This window comes from Vibrio sp. 1874 (assembly GCF_033344395.1).
Lineage (GTDB): Bacteria > Pseudomonadota > Gammaproteobacteria > Enterobacterales > Vibrionaceae > Vibrio > Vibrio alginolyticus.
Genome location: NZ_JAWPOR010000004.1, coordinates 250223 through 270759 on the forward strand (window position 1 = coordinate 250223; position 20537 = coordinate 270759).

Here is a 20537-nt window from a genome sequence, read left to right on the forward strand (position 1 = left end):
TTGAAATTAATATAGAAGCTGGCAGGACGTCACTTCATATTACGTTCCTATTATTTCCTATCTGCGTATTTTAAATCGCAGCTTTCTGTGAGCTTTCACACGCTGTCTTCCTTGTTACGACCTTAGTGCGCAAACACAACAAGGAAGAAACATGACTAAAAAACTGCCATTTTCAGTACTAGCAACACTGACCGCTGCCAGTTTTCAACTGAGTGCGGCAGAATTGCCAGCTGATATCGAATGGATTTCAAACAACAACGAACCTCTATTTGCCTCTGAAGAGGCGGTACGAGGTGGCACCTATCGCACTTACATTCAGAGCTTTCCGCAAACATTACGAAGTGTTGGTCCAGATGCGAACTCAGGTTTGCGCCAATACTTAATGGATGGTTCACCAAAACTGGCTCAGCGTCATCCAAATACTGGCAAATGGATCCCTCAACTTGCTAAGTCATGGGCATTTGGAGAGGACAACAAAACCGTATTCTTTAAACTCGACGAAACGGCCGAGTGGTCAGATGGTGAAAAAATTACAGCAGATGATTACGTCTTTATGATGAAGTACTACACGTCAAAAGACATTATCGACCCGTGGTATAACGACTTCTTCACAAACAGTATTGTGAGTGTTGAAAAAATTGATGACTACACGATCAAAGTCAATCTTGCTGTAGCTCAAAGTCATGACTCACTTATGGTTATGATTAACATGCCAAGTAATGGTTTTCAGCCTCGTCCTGAACACTTCTTTGAAGGAGAAAAGGACGCAAATAACGATGGCATGCCTGATAACTTCGTCAGAAAGTTTAACTTTAAATCTGAGCCAACCGCAGCGCCTTACTACATTGATCAAGTGAAGAAAGGTAAGAGCGTGACATTCAAACATGTCGGTGAAGATTGGTGGGGATACAACAACCGCTACTATAAAAACCGTTATAACGTTGAAAAGGTTCGCATTAAGGTAATTCGCGATCCTGATATTGCCATGAAGCACTTTGAGAAAGGCAACTTAGACTACTTTGAGATGGTGCTACCAAGCTTTTGGCATGACAAAACCAATAGTGATGTGTACAAAAAAGGCTATATCCAAAAGTACTGGGGCTTTAACGAAGCACCGCAAGGAGCTGGTGGTCTTTGGATGAACACAGCGATGCCGATGTTGGATAACCTAGAAGTGCGTAAAGGTGTTATGGCAGCCACTGACTATGACGGCATGATTGAAAACATCATGCGTGGAGATTATTCACGTAAACCGCATGGACTCGGCTTTGGTCATGGCGAATACGATGATCCTAACAATACACCGCCAAAGTTTGATGCTGATGCGGCGGTTAAACACTTCGAAAAAGCGGGCTTTGACAAAGTGGGCGCAGATGGTATTCGTGTTAACGACAAGGGCCAACGCTTGAGCTTTGCTATCACCTATGGATACAACTCTTGGACACCGCGTATTGCATACCTGAAAGAGCAAGCGAAACTTGCTGGTCTTGAGTTCACGTTAAATTTGGTGGATGGCTCATCTGCGTTTAAATACATTCTTGAGAAAAAGCATCAGCTAGCGTTTTTGAATATGGGCTCTGGTGAGATCCCTGCGTATTGGGAATACCTACACTCGGATAATGCAAATCGACCACAAACGAATGCTCACACCAACTACAGCAGCCCTGAGCTAGACAAGTTAATTGAAGCGTATGATTCTGAGTTTGATCAGGAGAAGCGTTACGACTTGTCGCATCAAATCCAAAACTATGTCAGCAAAGCGAACATCATCGTTCCTGGCTACATGGTGCCTTATTCTCGAGTTGCTCATTGGCGCTGGGTTAAAATTCCTAAAAACGGCATGACAAAAGCGACAGAATGGGTGCTTCATCCAATGGATATCGGTAATTTCTGGATTGATAACCAAGTAAAAGAAGAGACAGAAGAAGCGATGGACGAGGGTAAAACCTTCCCAGAATTAACGGTAATTGATGATCGTTACAAATTGTAAATCAGTAGTTTAGATAGAAAATGATAGCCCCGGTAATGAATTTTATCGGGGCTTTCTTTTTTACTTAATAAGGTAAGACGCTTCTAAAAGGTAGGTTTTTGCATCACCAAGCAAAGAGAACGCTTTATCGATGGTTTTAAATCGATCATCAAGCGAGTCGCTTGATATCAGCTGGCTGAATGTTTGCAACGAGAAAGCTTCGTTTGCTTTGAAGAACTGATGTACGTTTTCAAGCTGCACTTTATGAATATGCTCCACCTTATTTAGGGCGGTGGTTAAATCGGAAATGTTAATCGACATTGCTATTCGGGAACCTTATCAACAAGACCTATATGAGGTCATAGAGTGGGGTTTTATATTTTGTGACAGAGAGTAGCACCGAAGAGCAATTTGTAGTCTGATGAAGATCAATTTGCCTTATTTAAGCATCTGTAACGTGGCACTAGACGTGTACCTAGAGTTGGTACAAGTTACAACGCTTGAATATAGGCTAGGGTTCAACCTAATCAAAAGTAAAAGCCAAGTCCGACTAAAAGCCCTTGAGAAGCCGTATCATATTCAAATACCTCTTCATTTTTGTAATCGACCCAGGTCGACTTGTAAGCTAAGTTGAGATCAGACCATTCGTTAAAGCTATAACGAACACCAGTTTGAATGGCATAAGTGAAGTGAGTATCGTTGCCAAGTCCGGCGTCGATGCTGGCATGAAATCGCCAGTTTTCGCTCAATTCATCAATGAGTCGCAAGCCAACTAAAAAATCGACCCAATCTTCTTGTAATGACAGTCTATCTTCTAGTACCCGGTTGTCATTACGATACAGCTTGCCGGTGATGTCATTGTCCCACCAACGTAATCCAAACATATAATCCAGTTTACCAAATGAATATTGTTCGCGTTGGAATGCCTTTGCTTCTAGAACACCTTGCCGTATTTCGATGTCCGCACGATAACGAGCGTTAGGCAGAGCGCCCTTGATATTATTAACATCACCACTTAAGTTCATGAAACTATAATCTATGTAGTAGCCCCACTTACTTTGGTAAATACTCTCGAATCGCAACATCGCCCCAATATCGAGGTGGTCTACGATGAACTTAGGATCGACATCCACCTCTGATGAAAAGCGACCAATACTGGTATCCCCGTGGATATTCAGTCCTAGCATGTACACTTCTATGCTATTTCGCCAACGAGATTCTTGTGTCTCGGCTGAGAGCGCTACTGATGTAGGTAATACAAGAATGAGTGAGGAGAGTGATAGCAGGTTACATGGTTTCATCCAATTTCCTTTTCGGCTTTTCGTCAGCTTTCAGCTTAGTAGAAGTCGCTACACTCTGCATAAAAAAGGGAAGCAACTTGCTTCCCTGTAATTAACATTGACTTAGAGTTGTTTGGCAATGTCTGAGGTTAGGCTTTCTAAGCCTATGGATAAAGCGTTGACGAGCGCTTCATAGCCCTCATCTTGAAGCGGCTGTGAGATTTGTACTGGCGCGCTGTTTTCTACCTTACCTTCGGCATTAATGAGTAACCATTCCCCCTCAATTTCGATATTACCTTTGTAGCTGCCATTAAATTTATTTAACGTAAGCTGGAGTTTGGCTTCACCGCTTTGATCCAACAGATTATTCATTTCAGTCGGCCAGTAATGACTTTGCTTGTGACGTAGTTCCGCGACGACTCTCTGAGTGATTTGCTCAGAAATACTGTGCGCCCATTGATTGTGCTTCGCCTGAATAACTTGGGTCTCAGAGGTTCGATAAACAATGCCATTATCATTCAAATAACTCGCCAATGTCACTGGACGAACAACTAAAGTTGGGCGCTGAGCGATATCAGAAGAGCTCAGCGTCACTGGTTCCGCCTTAGGTAGAAGGTACATAGCTCCTTTAGTTTGCGGAGCGCTACTGCAACCCGTTAGACCGACAAATAGCGCGATAGACAGAAAGAATACTCGTTTCATTAGTTTTTGCCTTTAACTGGTATTGGGTCACTGATTTCATCTTCTCCAAACACGAGAGAGTTTGGCTTTTCGTTTAGCTGTTTAAGTACGGGTTTAAACTCTGTCATCACGCTTTCTAATTCTTTTAGCGTGGCTTCCATTTCGCTGTACATGGTTGAGTTGGGCCCATAACCATCGAGTGTTTTTTGTAATTGCTGTAAGCTTTGGCGAATATCTGTTGGGATCTCTTGCGTCTCTTTTTGATTCAAAAGTTTATCAATACTGTCCGCCACGCGTTCTGCTGAAGCTAACGTTTTTTCGGACGTTTTTAACGTTGAATTGAGAGAGTCTAGTGTTTCTTCCATTGGTAAGTTATTAATCTTATTTAGGAAGTCGTTCACTTGGCGCTGAACCTGCGCAAAACCACCACGCATGGTTGGGAAAACATCTAAATCAGCAAACTTACTCGGTACGTAAGGCTCGTCGTTTGGATAGAAGTCGGCGTCAACATACAGTGCGCCTGTTAATAAGTTACCTGTTTTTAAAGTACCACGTAGGCCTTTAGCAAACTCACTCTTCAATTTATCTTTTAACATTGGTAAAGATTGGGATTGGAAATCGCCATAAACACGGCCGAGCTCGATACGTACCAATACAGGGATTTTTTTCGCAGAAAAGTTCTCTTCTGGGGTTGGAAGTCGCATTGGTACACGCATCACAGTACCAATTCTCAAGCCTCGATATTCGACAGGTGCCTTACGTTTAAGTCCTCGTACCGATTCATCAAAAAGCATAACGAATTCAATATAATCATCGTACATGCCTTCTCGAAGTTGTTTAATATCATCGTACAAGCGGAAGTTGACCATATTTTCAGTGAGCTGTTCACCGGATTCAAGACCTGGAACGGTATCGAAGGTAACACCACCCGTTAGCATGCTCTCTAATGAGCCAAACTTGACTTCGAACCCTTCAGCGTTGAGCTGTAAATCTACGCCAGAATTCAGCCAGAACTTGGTACGAGTGCGCACTAAGCTGTCATAAGGCTTGAAAATAAAGAGTTGGTATAACGCTTTGCGAGTGTCAACATCAAAGCTGGTTTTCTCTACACGACCAACCGTAAAGCCTTTATAAATAACGGGGTCACCAACGCCTAGCTTACCAGCCTCGCGGTGTGTTAACACAAGGCGTAACCCCTCTGCATCAGGAGAGGCCACTGGGGGAACATCTAAGACCGTAAAGCGCTCTTTCTCTATCTTAGATTTACCCGGTTGAAGTTGGATGTAAGCGCCAGAGAGCAAGGTCTCTAAACCTGAAACGCCATCACGGCCAATACGAGGCTTCACCACCCAAAACATGGTGTCATCTCGCAGCATGCGTTCTGCATCCTTGTTCATTTGTGCCTTAGCGATGATGTGATCGTAATTTTCACTGAGAGTGACTTCAGTAATCAGTCCGACTTTTACATTCAATGCTCGGATTTCGGTTTTGCCAACCTCAATCCCATCTGCGGTTGGCAGTTGGAGAGTAATTTGTGGGCCTGTACTGTTGATATATTGGAACAGCATCCACGCTCCCATGGCTAGCGCAAGGATCGGGACAATCCATATCGCAGAAATCTGCTTTTGCGGTTTTATTTGAGCGGTTACGTTGTTCTCATCACTCATATTTGGCTTTCTCGTTTAAGTTGTCAGAAATCGGCTCCTGCACTTCGTTTTGTGGCAATTGCCACAACAAACGTGAGTCAAATATCATTGCAGAAAGCATAGTAAAAATGACCACTGCCGCGAAAGAGAGCGCAGCAGGACCTGGATAAATCGCCATTAAGTTTTGCAGTTGAACCAGTGCAACTAAGATCGCGACGACGAAGATATCGATCATGGACCAACGGCCAATAAACTCAGTTATACGGTAGATCTTTAAGCGTGAAATACTCTCTTCGTGCGGAAGATATCGCGCTTTTTGCGCATTGTAATACAGCCACGCGAGTGCCAGCATTTTCGCCATTGGAATAAATACGCTAGCAAAGAAAATTACCATCGCAATAGGGTAAGAACCTAAATGCCAAAGCAATATTACCCCCTCCATGATAGTTGAACCTTCTGCATGTCCAAGACTTACGGTGTACATCATAGGGTAGAGGTTTGCAGGGATATAGAAAATGACTGAAGCAAACAAAAGCGCCCAAGCTTTTTGTAAGTTGTCTGCGGGGTTGTATTTGTGAATAGGGCTTTTACAACGAATGCAGTGTTGGTGTTTTTTAGCTTCAATAGGGTTGAGCTGGTGACACGTATGACAACCAATATGGTTGTGGTTATGGTGCGTATCACCCTCTTTTACATTAGATAGCTCGATAGCTGGAATAAAGTGCCCCCAGAGCCAGCTTTTGTCGACCATTGATATGCATTTGACTACCAGAACGGTATATACACAAAACGCCCAGAATGAAGTGCCCATTCCTATGTCTGCGAGGGAAGCGATTTTAATTAAGCTGACCAACACGCCAATCAAAAAGACATCCACCATTAACCAGGGTTCGACTCGAAACAGAAGACGGCATAAAACTTTTGCCATTCGTTGCTGCTTTTTAGAGGGGGGATGTTTACGTGCTTTTAATGCTTCAAGGTGAAGAAAGAGAATGAGGCCAACATAGATTGCAGGTAAAACGATAACTGTTGCGAGTAACAGCACACCCAAAAGCACATTTTGAAACTCAGCCAGCATTTTTGCAGCGTGCAACAAGGTGATTTCTTGCGACAACCCTTGCACGCTGAACGACATAAAAGGGAAAGAAATGCTTAACACCAACATGATCAAACATGCCGATGATATGGCGATCACGCTTTGGTAAGGCTTGGCATTCACTTTAGTCAGCGAATGCGAACATCGAGGACATTGTGCTTTTTGCCCCTGTTCGATATCGGGAATGCGAACAACAAGGCCGCACTCTTCGCATGAAATTAACTGACGGGAATTAGGTTGAATACTCATCGGGTAGGTTTTAGATTCATTTGCTTTAAGAATACTCTTTTTTCACTAGGCACGCTTGTTTTGATTCAGGAGTTTACGAGTTTCTTACTTTTGGCATTAGAGGATATGGGAGATCTAAGACATAAACGAAGTCGCGTTTGGTACAAGATTTTACGGCGAAGATGAGTATGTTGGAAGCCGAAAATAATGTGATATTGCTTGTCTGTGGAGGGGTAATTACTTGTTTTTAAGGGTAAGTAACCCTGCCCAGATAATCTGAGCAGGGAAAAAGAGCATTTTATTTAAGGTGCTTAGTTGTACTTTACTTGACCGTTCCGCTCTTAAAGGCATTGGAGCCGACTTGCGTACCGTTGAGCGTTTTGCCGTAATAGCCTTGGTGCTGGTGATATTTCTCCGCGTTTGCGGTGACATTGCCTTTGAATCGAGGATCTTGTGGACGCTCATGGCTGTTGACGTATGCTGCGACATCCCATGCTTCTTGCTCTGTCAGCTGCACACTTTTCCCAAGCGGCATGTTTTCGTAAATAAAATAGGCTGCAGTGTTAATCCGGTGCATACCTGCGCCCCAGTTATACGCATATTCGCCCCAAAGTGGTGGAATGTATGAATGGTCGTTGGTGTCTTTGATGCCTGAACCGTCGGCGCGATGGCAAGTTTCACAGTTCTTTTCGTAGACCAATGCGCCTCGCTCTATTGATGGTTCTTGCTCAGGGGCGGCGATTTTTGGGTAGCCACGCCCAGAGAGATTACCTCGCTTTTCAACTGGTAATGCTTGTGCGATGGCTTCGGGCAACGGAAAGTCTTTTGCTTTTCCACCAATTTGCAACGCTTTTGCGTCTAGCTCTGGAATGGGTTCATCCGCCATACCATGTTTGTCAAGCAAACCGCCCATCGCTAACCAGTAGGCGTAAGCACTAAGGGCAACAATTTCTGGCGAATCGTAAGCGGGCGCTTTACCGTTCATGGAATACTCGAAACAACCCTGGATACGGTCAGCATAGCTGTTTACGCGATCGTTTTTCTTACGATATGCCGGGTATGCCATGTAAGCTGCCCACAGTGGCGCAGCGTTTGCTTTTCGTCCTGCCTCCATATGGCAGTTCACACAGTTTTGTTCGTTGCCAACGTATTTTCCGCGCATTTGTTGTGAGTTAACAAAGAGCGAGTAACCGCGTTTTACTTGCTCACCAAATGCGGTGTTTGGGATTGTGCTGAGATCACGCGGTTTTAAGTATTCACCGTGCTTTTCTTTTTCTATCGCAGGTAGCTCTTTCTGGCGGTCCGGTAATGGAGCGTTAGCTAGTACGAGCGTAGAAATGAAAGGCAGTGCGAACAAAGAATAGAAACGTTTCATGACTGCTCCTAGTAACGTAATGAGGCAAAGTAGTAAGCAAGATTTTCGATCTCTTTGTCAGTGAGATTTTTTGCGATGGTCCCCATCATATTGAGCGGGTCGCCACTGCGAGTGCCGTTTTTCCATGCCATCAATTGCGTTTTTAAGTAATCAGCATGTTGGCTTGCGAGGCGAGGGAACTTGTCGACGCCCATACCGCTGGCTCCATGACAAGTTGCGCAAGCTGGAATATTTCTATCCCAATCGCCTTGGAAAATTAACTTACGATACGGGTTACGAATATCAGCTTGGTCGCCGCGTTGTTCTGGATTCGTGAACTCATAGCTCGGGAGGTTAGCAAAGTACTCCATAACTTCCTTACGGCCTGCGGGATCGCTGAGTTCCTTCGCCATGCCTTGCATGACCACATTTTGGCGTTCGCCACTAAGGAATAGTTCGATTTGAGTGTTGAGATAATTCGCGTTTAAACCAGCGATCATCGGCGCGATATTTGGCTGTCCCATGCCATCTTGGCCGTGACAACCGCTACATACGCTGGCTTTTTCCGGAATAGACGAGGCGCTTGCGCCCATAGTGGTTGCTAACAAACAGGCCACCACCACTGGAAGAATTTTTGACATGCTGACTCACTTTAATTTTTATTAATATGTCTAAGTGCTACTTGGTAGTCACTCGGACGATATTGTCGGCCTTGTCAATAATGAAAGGTATTGTGGATTTCCACATATTTAATAAGTGTAAATGGCCGTATTTGTTTTTATTGGTTGTTCTATAAGCGATAAAAACAAAGTGGTGAAGAGCTGCACAAATCGGCAGCTCTAAGTGGTAGAGACGTCTTAACGTGCGGCGTTACGCTTTGCGGATTTTGGCCGGCAAGGACTGACGTGCCGCCGCGCCCACTACCCAATCCAGCAATACACCTTTACCTTCTCGGGTAGGATCAATTAAGCCAATGTCGTTAATGTTGACGCCATCTTGGCTGCGCGTTTTTACGGGTTGTTGTTTATCGCCGATCCAGTGCGAGCGTTGTCCTAGCTCGGTATGACCAAACCCATGTTCAAATCCGAGTGTGCCAGGGCGAATCCCGTTGACTATCATCGCAAGTGCTTTGGTGCTTGCAGATGGTGTCTCGATAACAAACTCATCACCCGTTTTAATGCCTGCGCGCTCGGCATCGATTGGATGGATGTACACTGGGTTTACGCCTTTAATCGAGTTCAACCTTGGCGATAGATTGGATACCGCACTGTGAATGTTGGATTTAAAGTTCGTCAGGCTGAAAGGCCATTCTGAGCTTGGGAACTGGTCTTCCATTGATGTGCCATCGGCCAGTTTTTGTGGATGCCATGTTGGGCAACCCGTGTAGAAATCACCGGTCATGGTGTTTCTTGCGCTGCCGACACGTTCATTCCATATCGCGACAGGTCGTGTCCATTTGTGCTTCATTTGCTCACCTTGATACGCTTCGGTTGCATTTTCAAAACGTCCACCGCGAGCAAAAATAAACGCCACACGTTTCATCTCATCCGCTGTCAGCGTCTTCTGCATGGCTGGCATTAAACGCTCTAGGCCGGACCACGCAATGTCTTCTGCCGAAACTTCAGGCACCCCGCCTTTCACATAAGCCAAGTTTGCCGCGGAACGTAAGTAGAAATCTTCAGCGCTGTGGAGAGCGTGCCAATTCCCTTGCGCATCTTGAATCGCGTTGTCACCAAAGCCGCCCAGTTGCATTTTCTTGGCGACATCAATCAAAAAGTTTTCTAAGCAAATTGAACGACCATCGGCGGTTTTCTCTGTTCGCGCTCCCACAATCGGCCAACGAGCGGTGACGGTTTTCACCGGAACGTCGTGCCAAGGCGTTGCCATACCCCAGCTTTCGTAGGTGACCGTGTCCGGCACAATATAGTCCGACAATGCGGTGGTTTCGTTAATGAACGCATCAACAGACACAATCAAACCGAGTTGTTTTGGATCTTTAAGCTTGTCTTCCAGCAGCGCTTTCAAACCGGGTACACCATACATTGGGTTCGCCATGTGATTGATCCACGCTTTAACGCGGTATGGATAACCATCAATAGCCGCAGATAGGTGCTCTGTCAGCAGTGGCGCGGCAAACGGATACCAAGGCGCGCGAGTTGGATAAGGGGATTTTCCTGCCTCAACGCGACGTTTGTATTCGCTGGTTTTGTGGTAGGGGAATTTACTGCGCGACAAAAAGACGCCTTTCGGGCCGACTTTGCCAGCAAATTTGGTGAAGTCGTAACGAGGACCCGCAGCGGAAGTTGGGTAGCCACCCGCTTTGGCCATCGCGCCGCCTTTCATATTTATGTTACCAATCAACGCATTGAGCATCATGATGGTAAACGAGTTATAGAACCCATTGGTGTGCATGTTGCCACCGTGGGTATCGACCACCGCTTTTGTTCCGTGACTGGTGAAGCGCTTTGCTAGTTCAACAATTTGTTCGACAGGGATTTCACATTGTTGGCTGTAGAACGCAAGGCTGTATTTGAACGCCTCTTCTTTGAGTCTTTGTAGAGACGATTTTACGCGCACTTCGCCCGATGCAAGCGAAACCGTTTTATCGACAAACAGTGCCGCTTCCTCTTCTTGGGTATGAACACCAAATTCGCCGCTTTGCTCATCCACGATGACGTATGGGTCGGAGTCAGACAACGCTTCGCCCTCGAATGGCAGATTCAAGTCCGACGCGCGTAAAAACGTGCCGTTTCTCGGGTGCTGATTATCGCTTATCACGAGATGCGTAGCATTACACCAGTGCGCGGTGCCGGCTCGCTTCATCGCGTTTGCCCCCGGCTGCGCCAAGAAGGTTTTGTTGTAGCGTTGGTTTTCGATGATCCACTGGATCATGCCAAGCACGAGGGCAGAGTCGGTGCCTGGTTTGATTGGTACCCAGCGGTTGTTGTCACCGGCAGCCAAGCTCGATGAACCAGCAGGCAAACTTGGTGTGATGATGGTGTATTCCAAGCTACCTTCTGTTCGCGCATTGGCGAGTTGGCGCGCCTGACGCTTAAAAGGGTTACCCGCTTGAGCTGGTGACATACCGATGAAGATGATGTATTCCGCGTTATCAAAGTCTGGCTTCAAGTGCGCGTTCTTATCTAAATCGTTCATGAATGCGCCGCTGCCAGCACGAAATGCGTAGCCGCAGTAAGAGCCATGATGCCCAAAGTTACGCGTACCATAGCTGTTGAACGCGAAGCGTTTGAATATGTCGTCTCGGCCTTCGTTACCGGCGTTGGTCATTAACAATTGGTTGGCTTTCGGTCCATATTCTGGGTTTTCAGGATCTACGGGCGTTGTTAAATCGTGAATGTCGCGTAAGCCATCAACATGGCCTTCACCAAATAAATCACCACCTTCTACGATTTCTTCTATCAATTGCTCGTAGCTGATCGGAATCCATTTTCCTTCGCCGCGTTTTCCAACTCGTTTCAGTGGCTGAGTAATGCGGTACGGGCTGTTGCGAATTTCTAGCATCCCATTGCCACGTGCGCATGCTGTTGAACGACCGTCAAGGCCCGCTTCTCCTGCCAAACTTAAATAAGCATCTTTGACTGGCGTTTCGAACGGAATGTGTTGCTGATGAGAGAGTGGGTGATATGGGTTGCCAGTAATACGCAAAATCTCGTCGTTGCGGTTATCAATGCGTACACGCAATCCGCACAGTGACCAACAACCAAAGCACATCGATGGCGCAACGCGCTGATTTGGATTAGGGATTAGGTTGCCTTTGCTGTTGACCGTGTACTCTGGTTCAAGCGAGTTACCGTGGTGAATATCACGCGTTTTTTCTCCCGCAGTGCCTTCGAGCGCACCCTCGACCATGTGTTTGGTGGTGGTGGCGTAACCCGCAGCGAATGCGCCAAGCCCACCCACTGCAATGCCTGATTTCAAAAACTGACGGCGTTTGTTATCCATGATGAAATCCTCTTTGATTAGCGTTCAGTTAAGGTGAGTGATGAGGCTTTTACTTCGATCTTTTGTTTTGGCTGAACCAGCTCCGAACCGAGCAGTGCCAGTGCAAGCCATAATCCGAGCATGCCGATAATGCCTATCCAGCCATTTCCATCCATAGTGAGTTGGTATGGATACAGCCCTGCATCGAACTTGGCGATGGTTTGCACTTCCATGATGGTAAACCAGCGAATCAGCCATGCACTTGCCAGTGCGGCAGCAGACACAAAACTGAGCCCTATGACGTGACGAAATCTGGCTGATGCGGACTTTTTGGTATCGCGCAAGAAGATGAAAGCGAGCAAAACACAACCTAAAACGACAAAAGTGAGCAGGGCAATGTTGTGCATCCATTGTTCGCTAGAATAGAGCGAAAATGCGGAATTGTTGGATGCCCAAATCGGTAGCAGTATCAGCGTTAATACACCGCTGGTAACCACTGATTTTTTAAGTAAATTAGTATCGCCAGATGTCAGCGTCTTTGACTGACTAGGCAGCAAGAGCCAAATCAACAGAGAAAATCCGACCGCGCTCATAAACGCAGTGACAAACCAAAGAACCGGCGACGCGGGTTGGTGCCATAAAGAGCGCGATTTAACGACTGCAATTTCAGCGCCTGTGTAGACTGCAATGGTGATGCCTGATAGCACCGTGATAACAGATACCATAAGCATGACTCTACGAGAGAGCACCCAGTCACCCAGTGACAGCTTTGAAATTAGAGGCAGTACTTTCCCTGGCTGATTACGTAAGTTGATCAGATCCTCGCGGAGATACAGCCATGCAGTCACTACCGCTAAACCTGAGAAAACAGGCAAGAAAAGCGACCCTAAAGACATCCATGACCACGGAGTGATGTGTGCGTAAAAATGCCATGCGCGTCCCGGTTGGTGAAGGTCGCCAGTTAACGCTAATGGCCCCACGATGGCGCCGATGGCCAGCGTCAGAACAAGCGCAGCGCGCAGTCTGTGACTGGTGTGTTTTTCAAATAATAGGGCGATTAGGAATAAAACAGCAGCCGCATAAGCCGAACCGATGTAGAAGAAATATTGCACCGCCCACGGGAGCCAAGCCATCGCTTGAGGTTGGACTAACACTTCGGTGATGTTCATGCGCGCTCTCCCTGTGGGTCGTAAATAGCAGGTTGTCCGTCGATGTGGCTGGTGAAGCGTTCATCCATGCCGATGTAAAACACGTGAGGCTTGGTGCCTTCATTGGGTTTTAGCACTTTGATATCGTCTTGGTGCTTCGCAATTAAGTGGCGGACTTCACTTGATGGATCATTCAAATCACCAATTACACGTGCACCGCCAACACAGGTTTCCACGCAGGCAGGCAATAGACCTTGTTCTAGACGGTGAGCACAGAAGGTACATTTATCTGCGGTGAGGGTGTCTTCATTGATAAAGCGAGCATCGTAAGGGCAAGCTTGTACACAATACGCACACGCTACGCAGCGACTGTTATCCACCATGACAATGCCATCTTCGCGCTGAAAGGTTGCTTGAACCGGACACACTGCCACGCAAGGCGGGTTGTCGCAGTGGTTACAAAGGCGCGGTAGCATAAAGGCTTTTGCTTCTCGCGTGGCTGTAGAGCCATCATCTAACGTAACTTCGTATTGCTTTACGGTGGTTCGGAATTGACCGATTGGCGCTTGGTTCTCGATGCTGCAACCCACAGTGCACGCTTGGCATCCGACACATTTACGCAAATCTATCACCATGGCATAACGCTTGCCGACTTGTCCTTTTCGGTCGGCGGACTGGTTATTTCGAATAATGTTTCCCGCAGTTGCCGAGCCAATGCCTGCGACTGGAATTAACGCGGCTCCGGCTGTAACTGCGCTGAGAAAGCGACGTTTGGTGGAATCCATAACTCACCTGCTTTTGTGTTGTATTTGAATTGACTGCTTCCATTGTGAGAAATGCACCGCGAGGCTTATATTGTGGATTTCCACATACCCAGATCAAACTTGATCTAAAACAAATGTGGTTTAGGGAAGGTAGCTGTTATTCTTGTCGTACTCTCTTGACGGAACGATTCGACTCATCATGAAAAAAGCACTGTGGCTTCAGCTTTGGATTCTTTGCTTAGTTGCCTTTGCATCTTTGGCTCAGGGCGCAGTTTCTGAACAAGAATATCTGCAAGAAATGCAAGAGCAAAAGGCAGTGCAGCCAGAGGCCAAGCAGAAAGTCGAAGTGGGCGTGTTAGCGATACGTGGTCACCTTTATGCTGAGCAGAGATGGCAACCGACCATTGATTGGCTCAATCAGCAAATTTCTGATGTGCATTTTGTTCTTCATCCCCTTAACTTGGATGAAATGGGCGAAGCGGTGAAGTTTCAGACGATGGATTTCATCTTAACTAACCCAGGTCAGGCAGTGCGATTGGGTAGGCAATACGCGCTATCGTGGATGGCAACGCTAACCAGCAGAGCCCCACAAAACTCGAATTATGGCATTGGTTCGGCGCTTGTGGTTCGAGCCAATTCAAGTTATCAAACGGTGCAAGATGTCTCAGGACGTCCCGTTGCGGCGGTATCAGAAAAAGCGTTTGGTGGTTATCTAACGATGCGCTATCAAATAGTCAAAATGGGGCTTAATCCAAACGATTTCTTTTCTGATGTCCGCTATCTTGGTTTTCCTATTGATGCCAACCTGTATCAATTACGTGATGGTAATGTGGAAGCGGCCGTCGTCCCTGCTTGTTTATTGGAACAGATGCTAAGTGAAGGGCTTTTACAGCAAGGGGATTTTCGAGTCCTAAATCAACAGCCAAATGAACATTCTTCGTGCGCTGTTTCTACGCCGTTATATCCAAACTGGTCATTTGCCAAAACAGAGCGCGGCTCTGCTCAGCTCGCCAAACAGATTGCGCAAGAATTGTTAGCGATGCCACCTGAACACCCTGCGGTTATTGCGGCAGGCGCATCAGGTTGGACGTCCCCCGTCAGCTTGCTGAGCATCGACAAACTTTATCAGGCGTTGGATCTCCATCCGTTGCAACAACCTTGGTGGAGTGAGGCACTGCGCTGGCTGCGTAGTCATCAAGAATGGGCGTGGGCGCTGTTCATGTTTGTGATTGTGTTGAACGCGTACCACTTTTGGCTTGAGTATCGATTTAGCAAGAGTAAGCAAGCGTTGGAGCAGACATCGTTACGATTAAAAGAGAAAAGTGAACAGTTAGAACATTCACAAAGGGTCGCGATTGTCGGAGAAATCGGCACTAGTCTTGCCCATGAACTCAATCAGCCATTGGCAGCTATTCGCAATTATAGTGAAGGCGGTTTACTTCGCTTGGCCAAAAAGCGCCCTCATGAAGATATTGTCCCTGTACTTGAGAAAATACAGGGTCAAGTTGAAAGAGCCGATGCAATTATTCAGCGATTAAGAACGTTGATTCGCAAGCGAAGTGTCGACAAAACGTCGTGTGATCTTCAAGTACTCATTGATGACACGATTGAGTTGCTCCATTTTAGAATGCAGAAGCAAAACATTTCTATTGTGGCCAGTACAGAAGGGAACATTCGTCCGTTACTTGTCGATGCAGTTGGCGTACAACAGGTTTTAGTTAATGTGATCAGCAACGCGATTGATGCGTGTACTTTGTTCCAAGAGAAATATCACTCATCAGGTTATCAAGGTAAAATTGCCCTGCATTGCGATTACCAAATCAGTCAACTCTCTATTCGAGTGTTAGACAATGGTACAGGGTTGCAGCAAGAGAATCCGACTCAAGCGTTTGTGAGTAGCAAAGAAGAAGGGCTTGGGCTAGGGTTAGCCATTTGTCGCGATGTGATGGAAATGCATGGTGGCGAGTTTGTCATCAGCTCGACAGCACCACATGGTTGTTTGGTTGAGCTTGTGTTTCCATATCAAAACTAATCTGAACTAGGCATAGGAGCATTCAATGAGCAGCGGTGAAAAGCAGCTACCTGTTTTTGTAGTCGATGATGATGAATCGGTGCGTGACTCGCTCGCTTTTATGCTGGAAGAGCATGACTTCAACGTGACGACTTTTGCTGATGGGCAATCTTTTCTCGATAAAGTGGACATTCATCAAGCCGGATGCGTGATCCTTGATAGCCGAATGCCCAACCTTCGTGGTCAGCAAGTGCACCAAATTTTAAATCAAGCCAACAGCCCGCTAGCCGTTATTTATCTGACAGGGCATGGTGATGTTCCGATGGCGGTCGATGCATTGCAAGCTGGGGCGGTCAATTTCTTCCAAAAACCAGTCAAAGGCGATGAACTGGCACGAGCCATTTTGCAGGGACAGGCGCAGTCTGCCACAAACCTCGATATGGCAGCAGCTAAATCGGCTTATGAATCGCTCACACCTAGAGAAAAAGACATTTTACGTTTGATCATTGAAGGAAAGCGCAACATTCGTATTGCTGACGAACTTTGCATAGCAATGCGAACGGTTGAAGTACACCGAGCTAATCTATTGAAGAAGTTCTCGGCAAAAACCGTTGCAGAGTTGGCATATATTTATGGCAAGCTAGATTAAAGCTTACCGAGTGAAGCCTCTTAAGGCTATTTAGAGGATACAACTTGAGCTTTATGACGACTCGCGTATTATCTTCTTCGTTCTTACTTTATCTGAATTCTTATGAGTTTGTTGACTAAACGACATCACACGCCACATAAGCGGGCAAAATGGCTACTAGCGATTATTGGCTGGGTGGTGGTTGTGTGTCTGATGCAAAATTCAGGTTTTGCATCGTCATGCTCTATGAAATATGAGACGGAATCGCCCGCGGTTTCACTTACTGATGAGCGTTCGAGCGTCAAGTCGATTGATACTAAAGAAACCAGCAAGTGCGAATTGTCTGAAAAGTTAATTCAGTTTTCTCAACATCAACTCGATGTATTTATTGTTGTTCTGTTTGTGGGTATTTTTGCTTCGGCAATTTGGTTGTGCAGTGCCTATATTGGTGCGCAACATTGGACGGAACCGATAGGCCGTAAGTATCGAGTCCATCTGACTTTCTGTGTGTTCCGAGAATAAAAGCGTGCTTTCTGACCACTAGCGTCAGTTATTTAGCACCTTTGTCTTTTAACTAGGAATCACTATGAATCAAATTACTAAACTGACTCAGTTTGCGTCCATGTTTTTTATGACGCTTGCTTTGAGTTTGCTCTCTCTGAGTGTTTTAGCTCAAATTACTGATACAGGTTGGCTAACCAACCCACAACATCCTCCAGTGCAAACGCGCTTTGTGCTCACTGGTCAACAAGATCCGCAAGCCAAAACACTTACAGGTTATTTGGATGTCAAGTTAACCGGAGACTGGAAAACTTACTGGCGTTCACCTGGTGAGGGCGGCGTAGCGCCATCTATTGATTGGCAAAATTCACAAAATTTATCCAAAGTGGATTGGCAATGGCCGCATCCACAAAAATTCGAACTATTAGGTATCGAGACTCTTGGGTATAAAGGCGATACTTTGTTCCCCATGACGCTGCACGTCGAAGACATGTCAAAACCTGTCACGATTGATGCGGTACTGACACTTTCTTCTTGTACGACGATTTGTGTGCTGACCGACTATAAAATTCAATTGACGTTCTTGCCTTCTGATCTAAAAGTCGATGAAGACGTGATGTTCAGTTACGCTCAAGCAGTGAGTAACGTGCCGCAGCCATCGCCGTTTATTGATGTTACTCAGGCGAGTTGGGATGCGAACCAATCGAAACTACAAATCAAGCTAAAGAACAGTCAGGGTTGGCAACAACCACAAGTGCTGGTGGATGGTGTCGATGAAGCAACGCGAGACTATAGCTTCAAGCTTGAAGGAATGCATCAAGAAGGAAACATCGTCACCGCGAGCTATATCGTTGATACTTGGCTGGGCGATGTGGAGTTAGATGATCAGTCGCTGTTTGTGACCATCAAAGACACCAATTTACTAGCAGAAGAAACCACTCAAGCAACTGCTGAGGCAATAGTTGAACCGTTGCCGAGCACGTCTCTAACGAGTGTTTTTCTATTCGCGTTGCTCGGCGGTTTAATTCTTAACATTATGCCTTGCGTTCTTCCGGTTTTGGGGATGAAGCTAAGTAGTATTGTTGCCGCTCAAGGTATCGAGCGTCGTCAAATTCGCGCTCAGTTTGTTGCCTCGTCACTTGGTATATTAACGTCGTTCTGGATTCTCGCTGGTTTTATTTTGGTGCTCAAGCTAACAGGTAATGCCATTGGCTGGGGCGTGCAATTTCAAAGCCCTTGGTTCTTAGGTTTTATGGTGTTGGTCACCACTTTGTTTGGGGCCAATATGCTGGGGCTGTTTGAAATCCGTCTATCATCGGGTACCAATACATGGCTGGCCTCGAAAGGTGATAACTCCCTAGTTGGTCACTATGTTCAAGGTATGTTTGCCACATTGCTTGCGACGCCTTGCTCCGCGCCTTTCCTGGGAACAGCCGTGGCGTTTGCCTTGGGTGCCGACGTATTAACGTTATTTGCAACTTTTACAGCATTAGCATTGGGTATGGCACTGCCTTGGATCTTAGTCGCTGTGTTTCCAAGTATCGCGCTGAAACTACCAAAGCCTGGCTCGTGGATGAATGTCGTTAAAATAGTGTTTGGCATAATGATGTTGGCAACCAGCGTTTGGCTACTTTCATTAATGGCAAATCATGTTCCGATGTTATGGATTGCACTTATCGCTGTGGCTGCTTTTGTTGTAATGATGGCAAGAGTTAAGAAAGTGTATGGTGAGAAAGCGCTTGCTGTATCCGGAACTGCGTCATTAGTGTTGATAGCTGGTGGCCTGTTACTTGGTAGTGTCACTGCCGACCAATGGGCGACACCGCTTCCTGAGGACTTAGCGTGGCAGAAGCTTTCTAACTCGGCGATTGAAGATCACGTCAATAATGGGCGAGTGGTGTTTGTGGATGTCACTGCGGATTGGTGTGTCACGTGTAAAGCGAACAAGATCGGTGTGATCTGGCAAGATCCTGTCTACTCATTGCTGCAAAGCCCTAATGTAGCGACGTTAAAAGGGGATTGGACACATCCGGACGGCTCGGTAACTGACTTTTTACGAGCTCATGGGCGTTACGGTGTGCCGTTTAACATCGTCTATGGCCCGGCAGCGCCACAAGGTATCCCGTTACCTGTGATTCTGACTGATGATGTTGTTTTAAGTGCGGTGAAGCAAGCGAGTGGGGGAGCTATTCAATGAGTTCGACAAAGCGGCGTAGAACATTCCGATATTGGCTCATTCAAATCGTACAGATGGTGCTCATTGTCACCGCGATTTCTATCGCGATGGATTGGTATCGCACTAAAGATATTCCTAAACAGGAGGCACCACCATTGAGCTCAGTATTGAGCGATGGTGAACACTTCGATGCAATCGCGCAAAGTTATGAACAACCTGTCGTTGTTTATTTTTGGGCGACTTGGTGTCCCGCTTGTAAATTTGTAAGCCCAAGCGTGAGCTGGCTGAGTGATGACTACACCGTAGTTGGCGTTTCTGGCTCGTCGGGACCGAATGAGCGTGTGGCGCAGTTTATGAGGGCAAAAGAATATCGTTTCGAAAACATAAACGATCCTTCAAGCGATATTATGCGCGAATGGAAAATTAGCGTGACCCCAACCATTTATGTTTTAAGAAATGGTGAAATTTCCTCCGTCACAACTGGCGTTACTACTCCGATAGGAATATTAGCGAGAATTTGGTTAGCTCGATAACGCAATAAAAATCCGATATTCAAAATATTGAGTATCGGATTTTTTCTTTTTATTTTCTCGCTCTAACGGGAATAATAATGTGTGCGTATGGCATACCATTCCACATCACGTATGGGCCATCATAACTTGAACCGGTTGGTAGAGAGTCGAGCAACACTTGGTCTAGGGTAATAATCATCATGTGTGGTTCTTCCACAATCCATTGGTTATCGTCCGTTATTCCTTCTGAAAATGGGTCGGTGTTATTGGCGCCGCCATCACCCGCTAACATGCCAAAAAGTACAATTAACTGAAATGAAATTAGTTAAATAGTCAGATTAATAAATCAAAGCTCAATTTAATAAAAAATTAAAGTTTGATAAATTTAATTATAGATTGACCTTAAAAAGGAGTTTTATTTAAATTTAAAATAGTAATTGATAGTTTTACTATGTTAATTTAAGTGTTCTTTTATAAACATTTTTCGTCTATTAATACGCATGGTTTAAAACATCTGGCTGTTCTGCTTTGAAGCGTGACCAAAAGATGCTAAATAGATGTTTTTAGTGATATGAGCTGAGTTTATTTGTAATCTATATTT

The 20537-nt window shown here is 45.8% G+C and carries 17 protein-coding genes; 6 read left to right on the plus strand and 11 right to left on the minus strand.

The window, feature by feature from the left end:
• Positions 1–151: 151 nt before the first annotated feature.
• Positions 152–1990 (plus strand): extracellular solute-binding protein, encoded by a 1839-nt coding sequence (locus tag R8N46_RS11015; protein WP_017633867.1) that lies wholly within the window; start codon positions 152–154, stop codon positions 1988–1990.
• A 60-nt stretch (positions 1991–2050) separates the two neighbouring features.
• On the opposite strand, the gene R8N46_RS11020 is transcribed toward R8N46_RS11015, so the two are convergent.
• The 10 genes from R8N46_RS11020 to dsrO all read right to left on the minus strand — a co-directional run bounded on the left by R8N46_RS11020 (position 2051) and on the right by dsrO (position 14129).
• Entirely contained in the window at positions 2051–2290 is a 240-nt protein-coding gene (locus R8N46_RS11020; protein WP_005376679.1) for a hypothetical protein, read from the minus strand.
• Between the two features lie 206 nt (positions 2291–2496).
• The gene (locus R8N46_RS11025; protein ID WP_031778929.1) at positions 2497–3270 is read right to left on the minus strand and encodes a hypothetical protein; all 774 of its coding nucleotides are present in this window, start codon (positions 3268–3270) and stop codon (positions 2497–2499) included.
• A gap of 102 nt (positions 3271–3372) precedes the next feature.
• A complete protein-coding gene (locus R8N46_RS11030) occupies positions 3373–3951 on the minus strand; it encodes a membrane integrity-associated transporter subunit PqiC (RefSeq protein ID WP_115386188.1) in 579 nt (192 codons plus the stop codon).
• Positions 3951–5597 (minus strand): intermembrane transport protein PqiB, encoded by a 1647-nt coding sequence (gene pqiB / locus R8N46_RS11035; protein WP_017821656.1) that lies wholly within the window; start codon positions 5595–5597, stop codon positions 3951–3953. The genes R8N46_RS11030 and pqiB overlap by 1 nt, the downstream gene beginning before the upstream one ends.
• A complete protein-coding gene (locus R8N46_RS11040) occupies positions 5590–6921 on the minus strand; it encodes a paraquat-inducible protein A (RefSeq protein WP_171345885.1) in 1332 nt (443 codons plus the stop codon). The genes pqiB and R8N46_RS11040 overlap by 8 nt, the downstream gene beginning before the upstream one ends.
• A 301-nt stretch (positions 6922–7222) precedes the next feature.
• On the minus strand, positions 7223–8275 hold the full coding sequence (locus R8N46_RS11045; protein WP_115386187.1) for a c-type cytochrome: 1053 nt from the start codon (positions 8273–8275) through the stop codon (positions 7223–7225).
• 8 nt (positions 8276–8283) lie between these two features.
• Positions 8284–8847, minus strand: coding sequence for a c-type cytochrome (locus R8N46_RS11050; protein ID WP_372059261.1), 564 nt, complete (start codon positions 8845–8847; stop codon positions 8284–8286).
• 277 nt (positions 8848–9124) lie between these two features.
• Positions 9125–12217 carry a tetrathionate reductase subunit A gene (locus R8N46_RS11055; protein WP_213972422.1) on the minus strand — a complete coding sequence of 1031 codons (3093 nt, stop codon included), beginning with the start codon at positions 12215–12217 and terminating at the stop codon, positions 9125–9127.
• 17 nt (positions 12218–12234) lie between these two features.
• Entirely contained in the window at positions 12235–13365 is a 1131-nt protein-coding gene (gene nrfD, locus R8N46_RS11060) for an NrfD/PsrC family molybdoenzyme membrane anchor subunit (protein WP_171345888.1), read from the minus strand.
• Entirely contained in the window at positions 13362–14129 is a 768-nt protein-coding gene (dsrO, locus tag R8N46_RS11065; protein WP_213972423.1) for a sulfate reduction electron transfer complex DsrMKJOP subunit DsrO, read from the minus strand. Before dsrO ends, nrfD begins: the two co-directional genes overlap by 4 nt.
• Positions 14130–14307: 178 nt before the next feature.
• Between dsrO and R8N46_RS11070 the strand changes: the two genes are divergently transcribed.
• From R8N46_RS11070 to R8N46_RS11090, 5 genes are all read left to right on the plus strand, one after another.
• Positions 14308–16140 carry a sensor histidine kinase gene (locus tag R8N46_RS11070; protein WP_171345889.1) on the plus strand — a complete coding sequence of 611 codons (1833 nt, stop codon included), beginning with the start codon at positions 14308–14310 and terminating at the stop codon, positions 16138–16140.
• 25 nt (positions 16141–16165) lie between these two features.
• A complete protein-coding gene (locus tag R8N46_RS11075; RefSeq protein ID WP_171345890.1) occupies positions 16166–16768 on the plus strand; it encodes a response regulator transcription factor in 603 nt (200 codons plus the stop codon).
• A gap of 102 nt (positions 16769–16870) precedes the next feature.
• On the plus strand, positions 16871–17269 hold the full coding sequence (locus R8N46_RS11080) for a hypothetical protein (protein ID WP_080996681.1): 399 nt from the start codon (positions 16871–16873) through the stop codon (positions 17267–17269).
• A 64-nt stretch (positions 17270–17333) separates the two neighbouring features.
• Positions 17334–19445, plus strand: a complete 2112-nt coding sequence (locus R8N46_RS11085; protein ID WP_171345891.1) for a protein-disulfide reductase DsbD family protein — start codon at positions 17334–17336, stop codon at positions 19443–19445.
• The gene (locus R8N46_RS11090) at positions 19442–19957 is read left to right on the plus strand and encodes a protein disulfide oxidoreductase (protein WP_171345892.1); all 516 of its coding nucleotides are present in this window, start codon (positions 19442–19444) and stop codon (positions 19955–19957) included. Before R8N46_RS11085 ends, R8N46_RS11090 begins: the two co-directional genes overlap by 4 nt.
• A gap of 49 nt (positions 19958–20006) precedes the next feature.
• Here the strand turns inward: R8N46_RS11090 and R8N46_RS11095 are convergent, their stop codons facing one another.
• Complete coding sequence (locus R8N46_RS11095; RefSeq protein WP_005385790.1) at positions 20007–20228, minus strand: hypothetical protein; 222 nt, start codon at positions 20226–20228, stop codon at positions 20007–20009.
• Positions 20229–20537 lie beyond the last annotated feature (309 nt).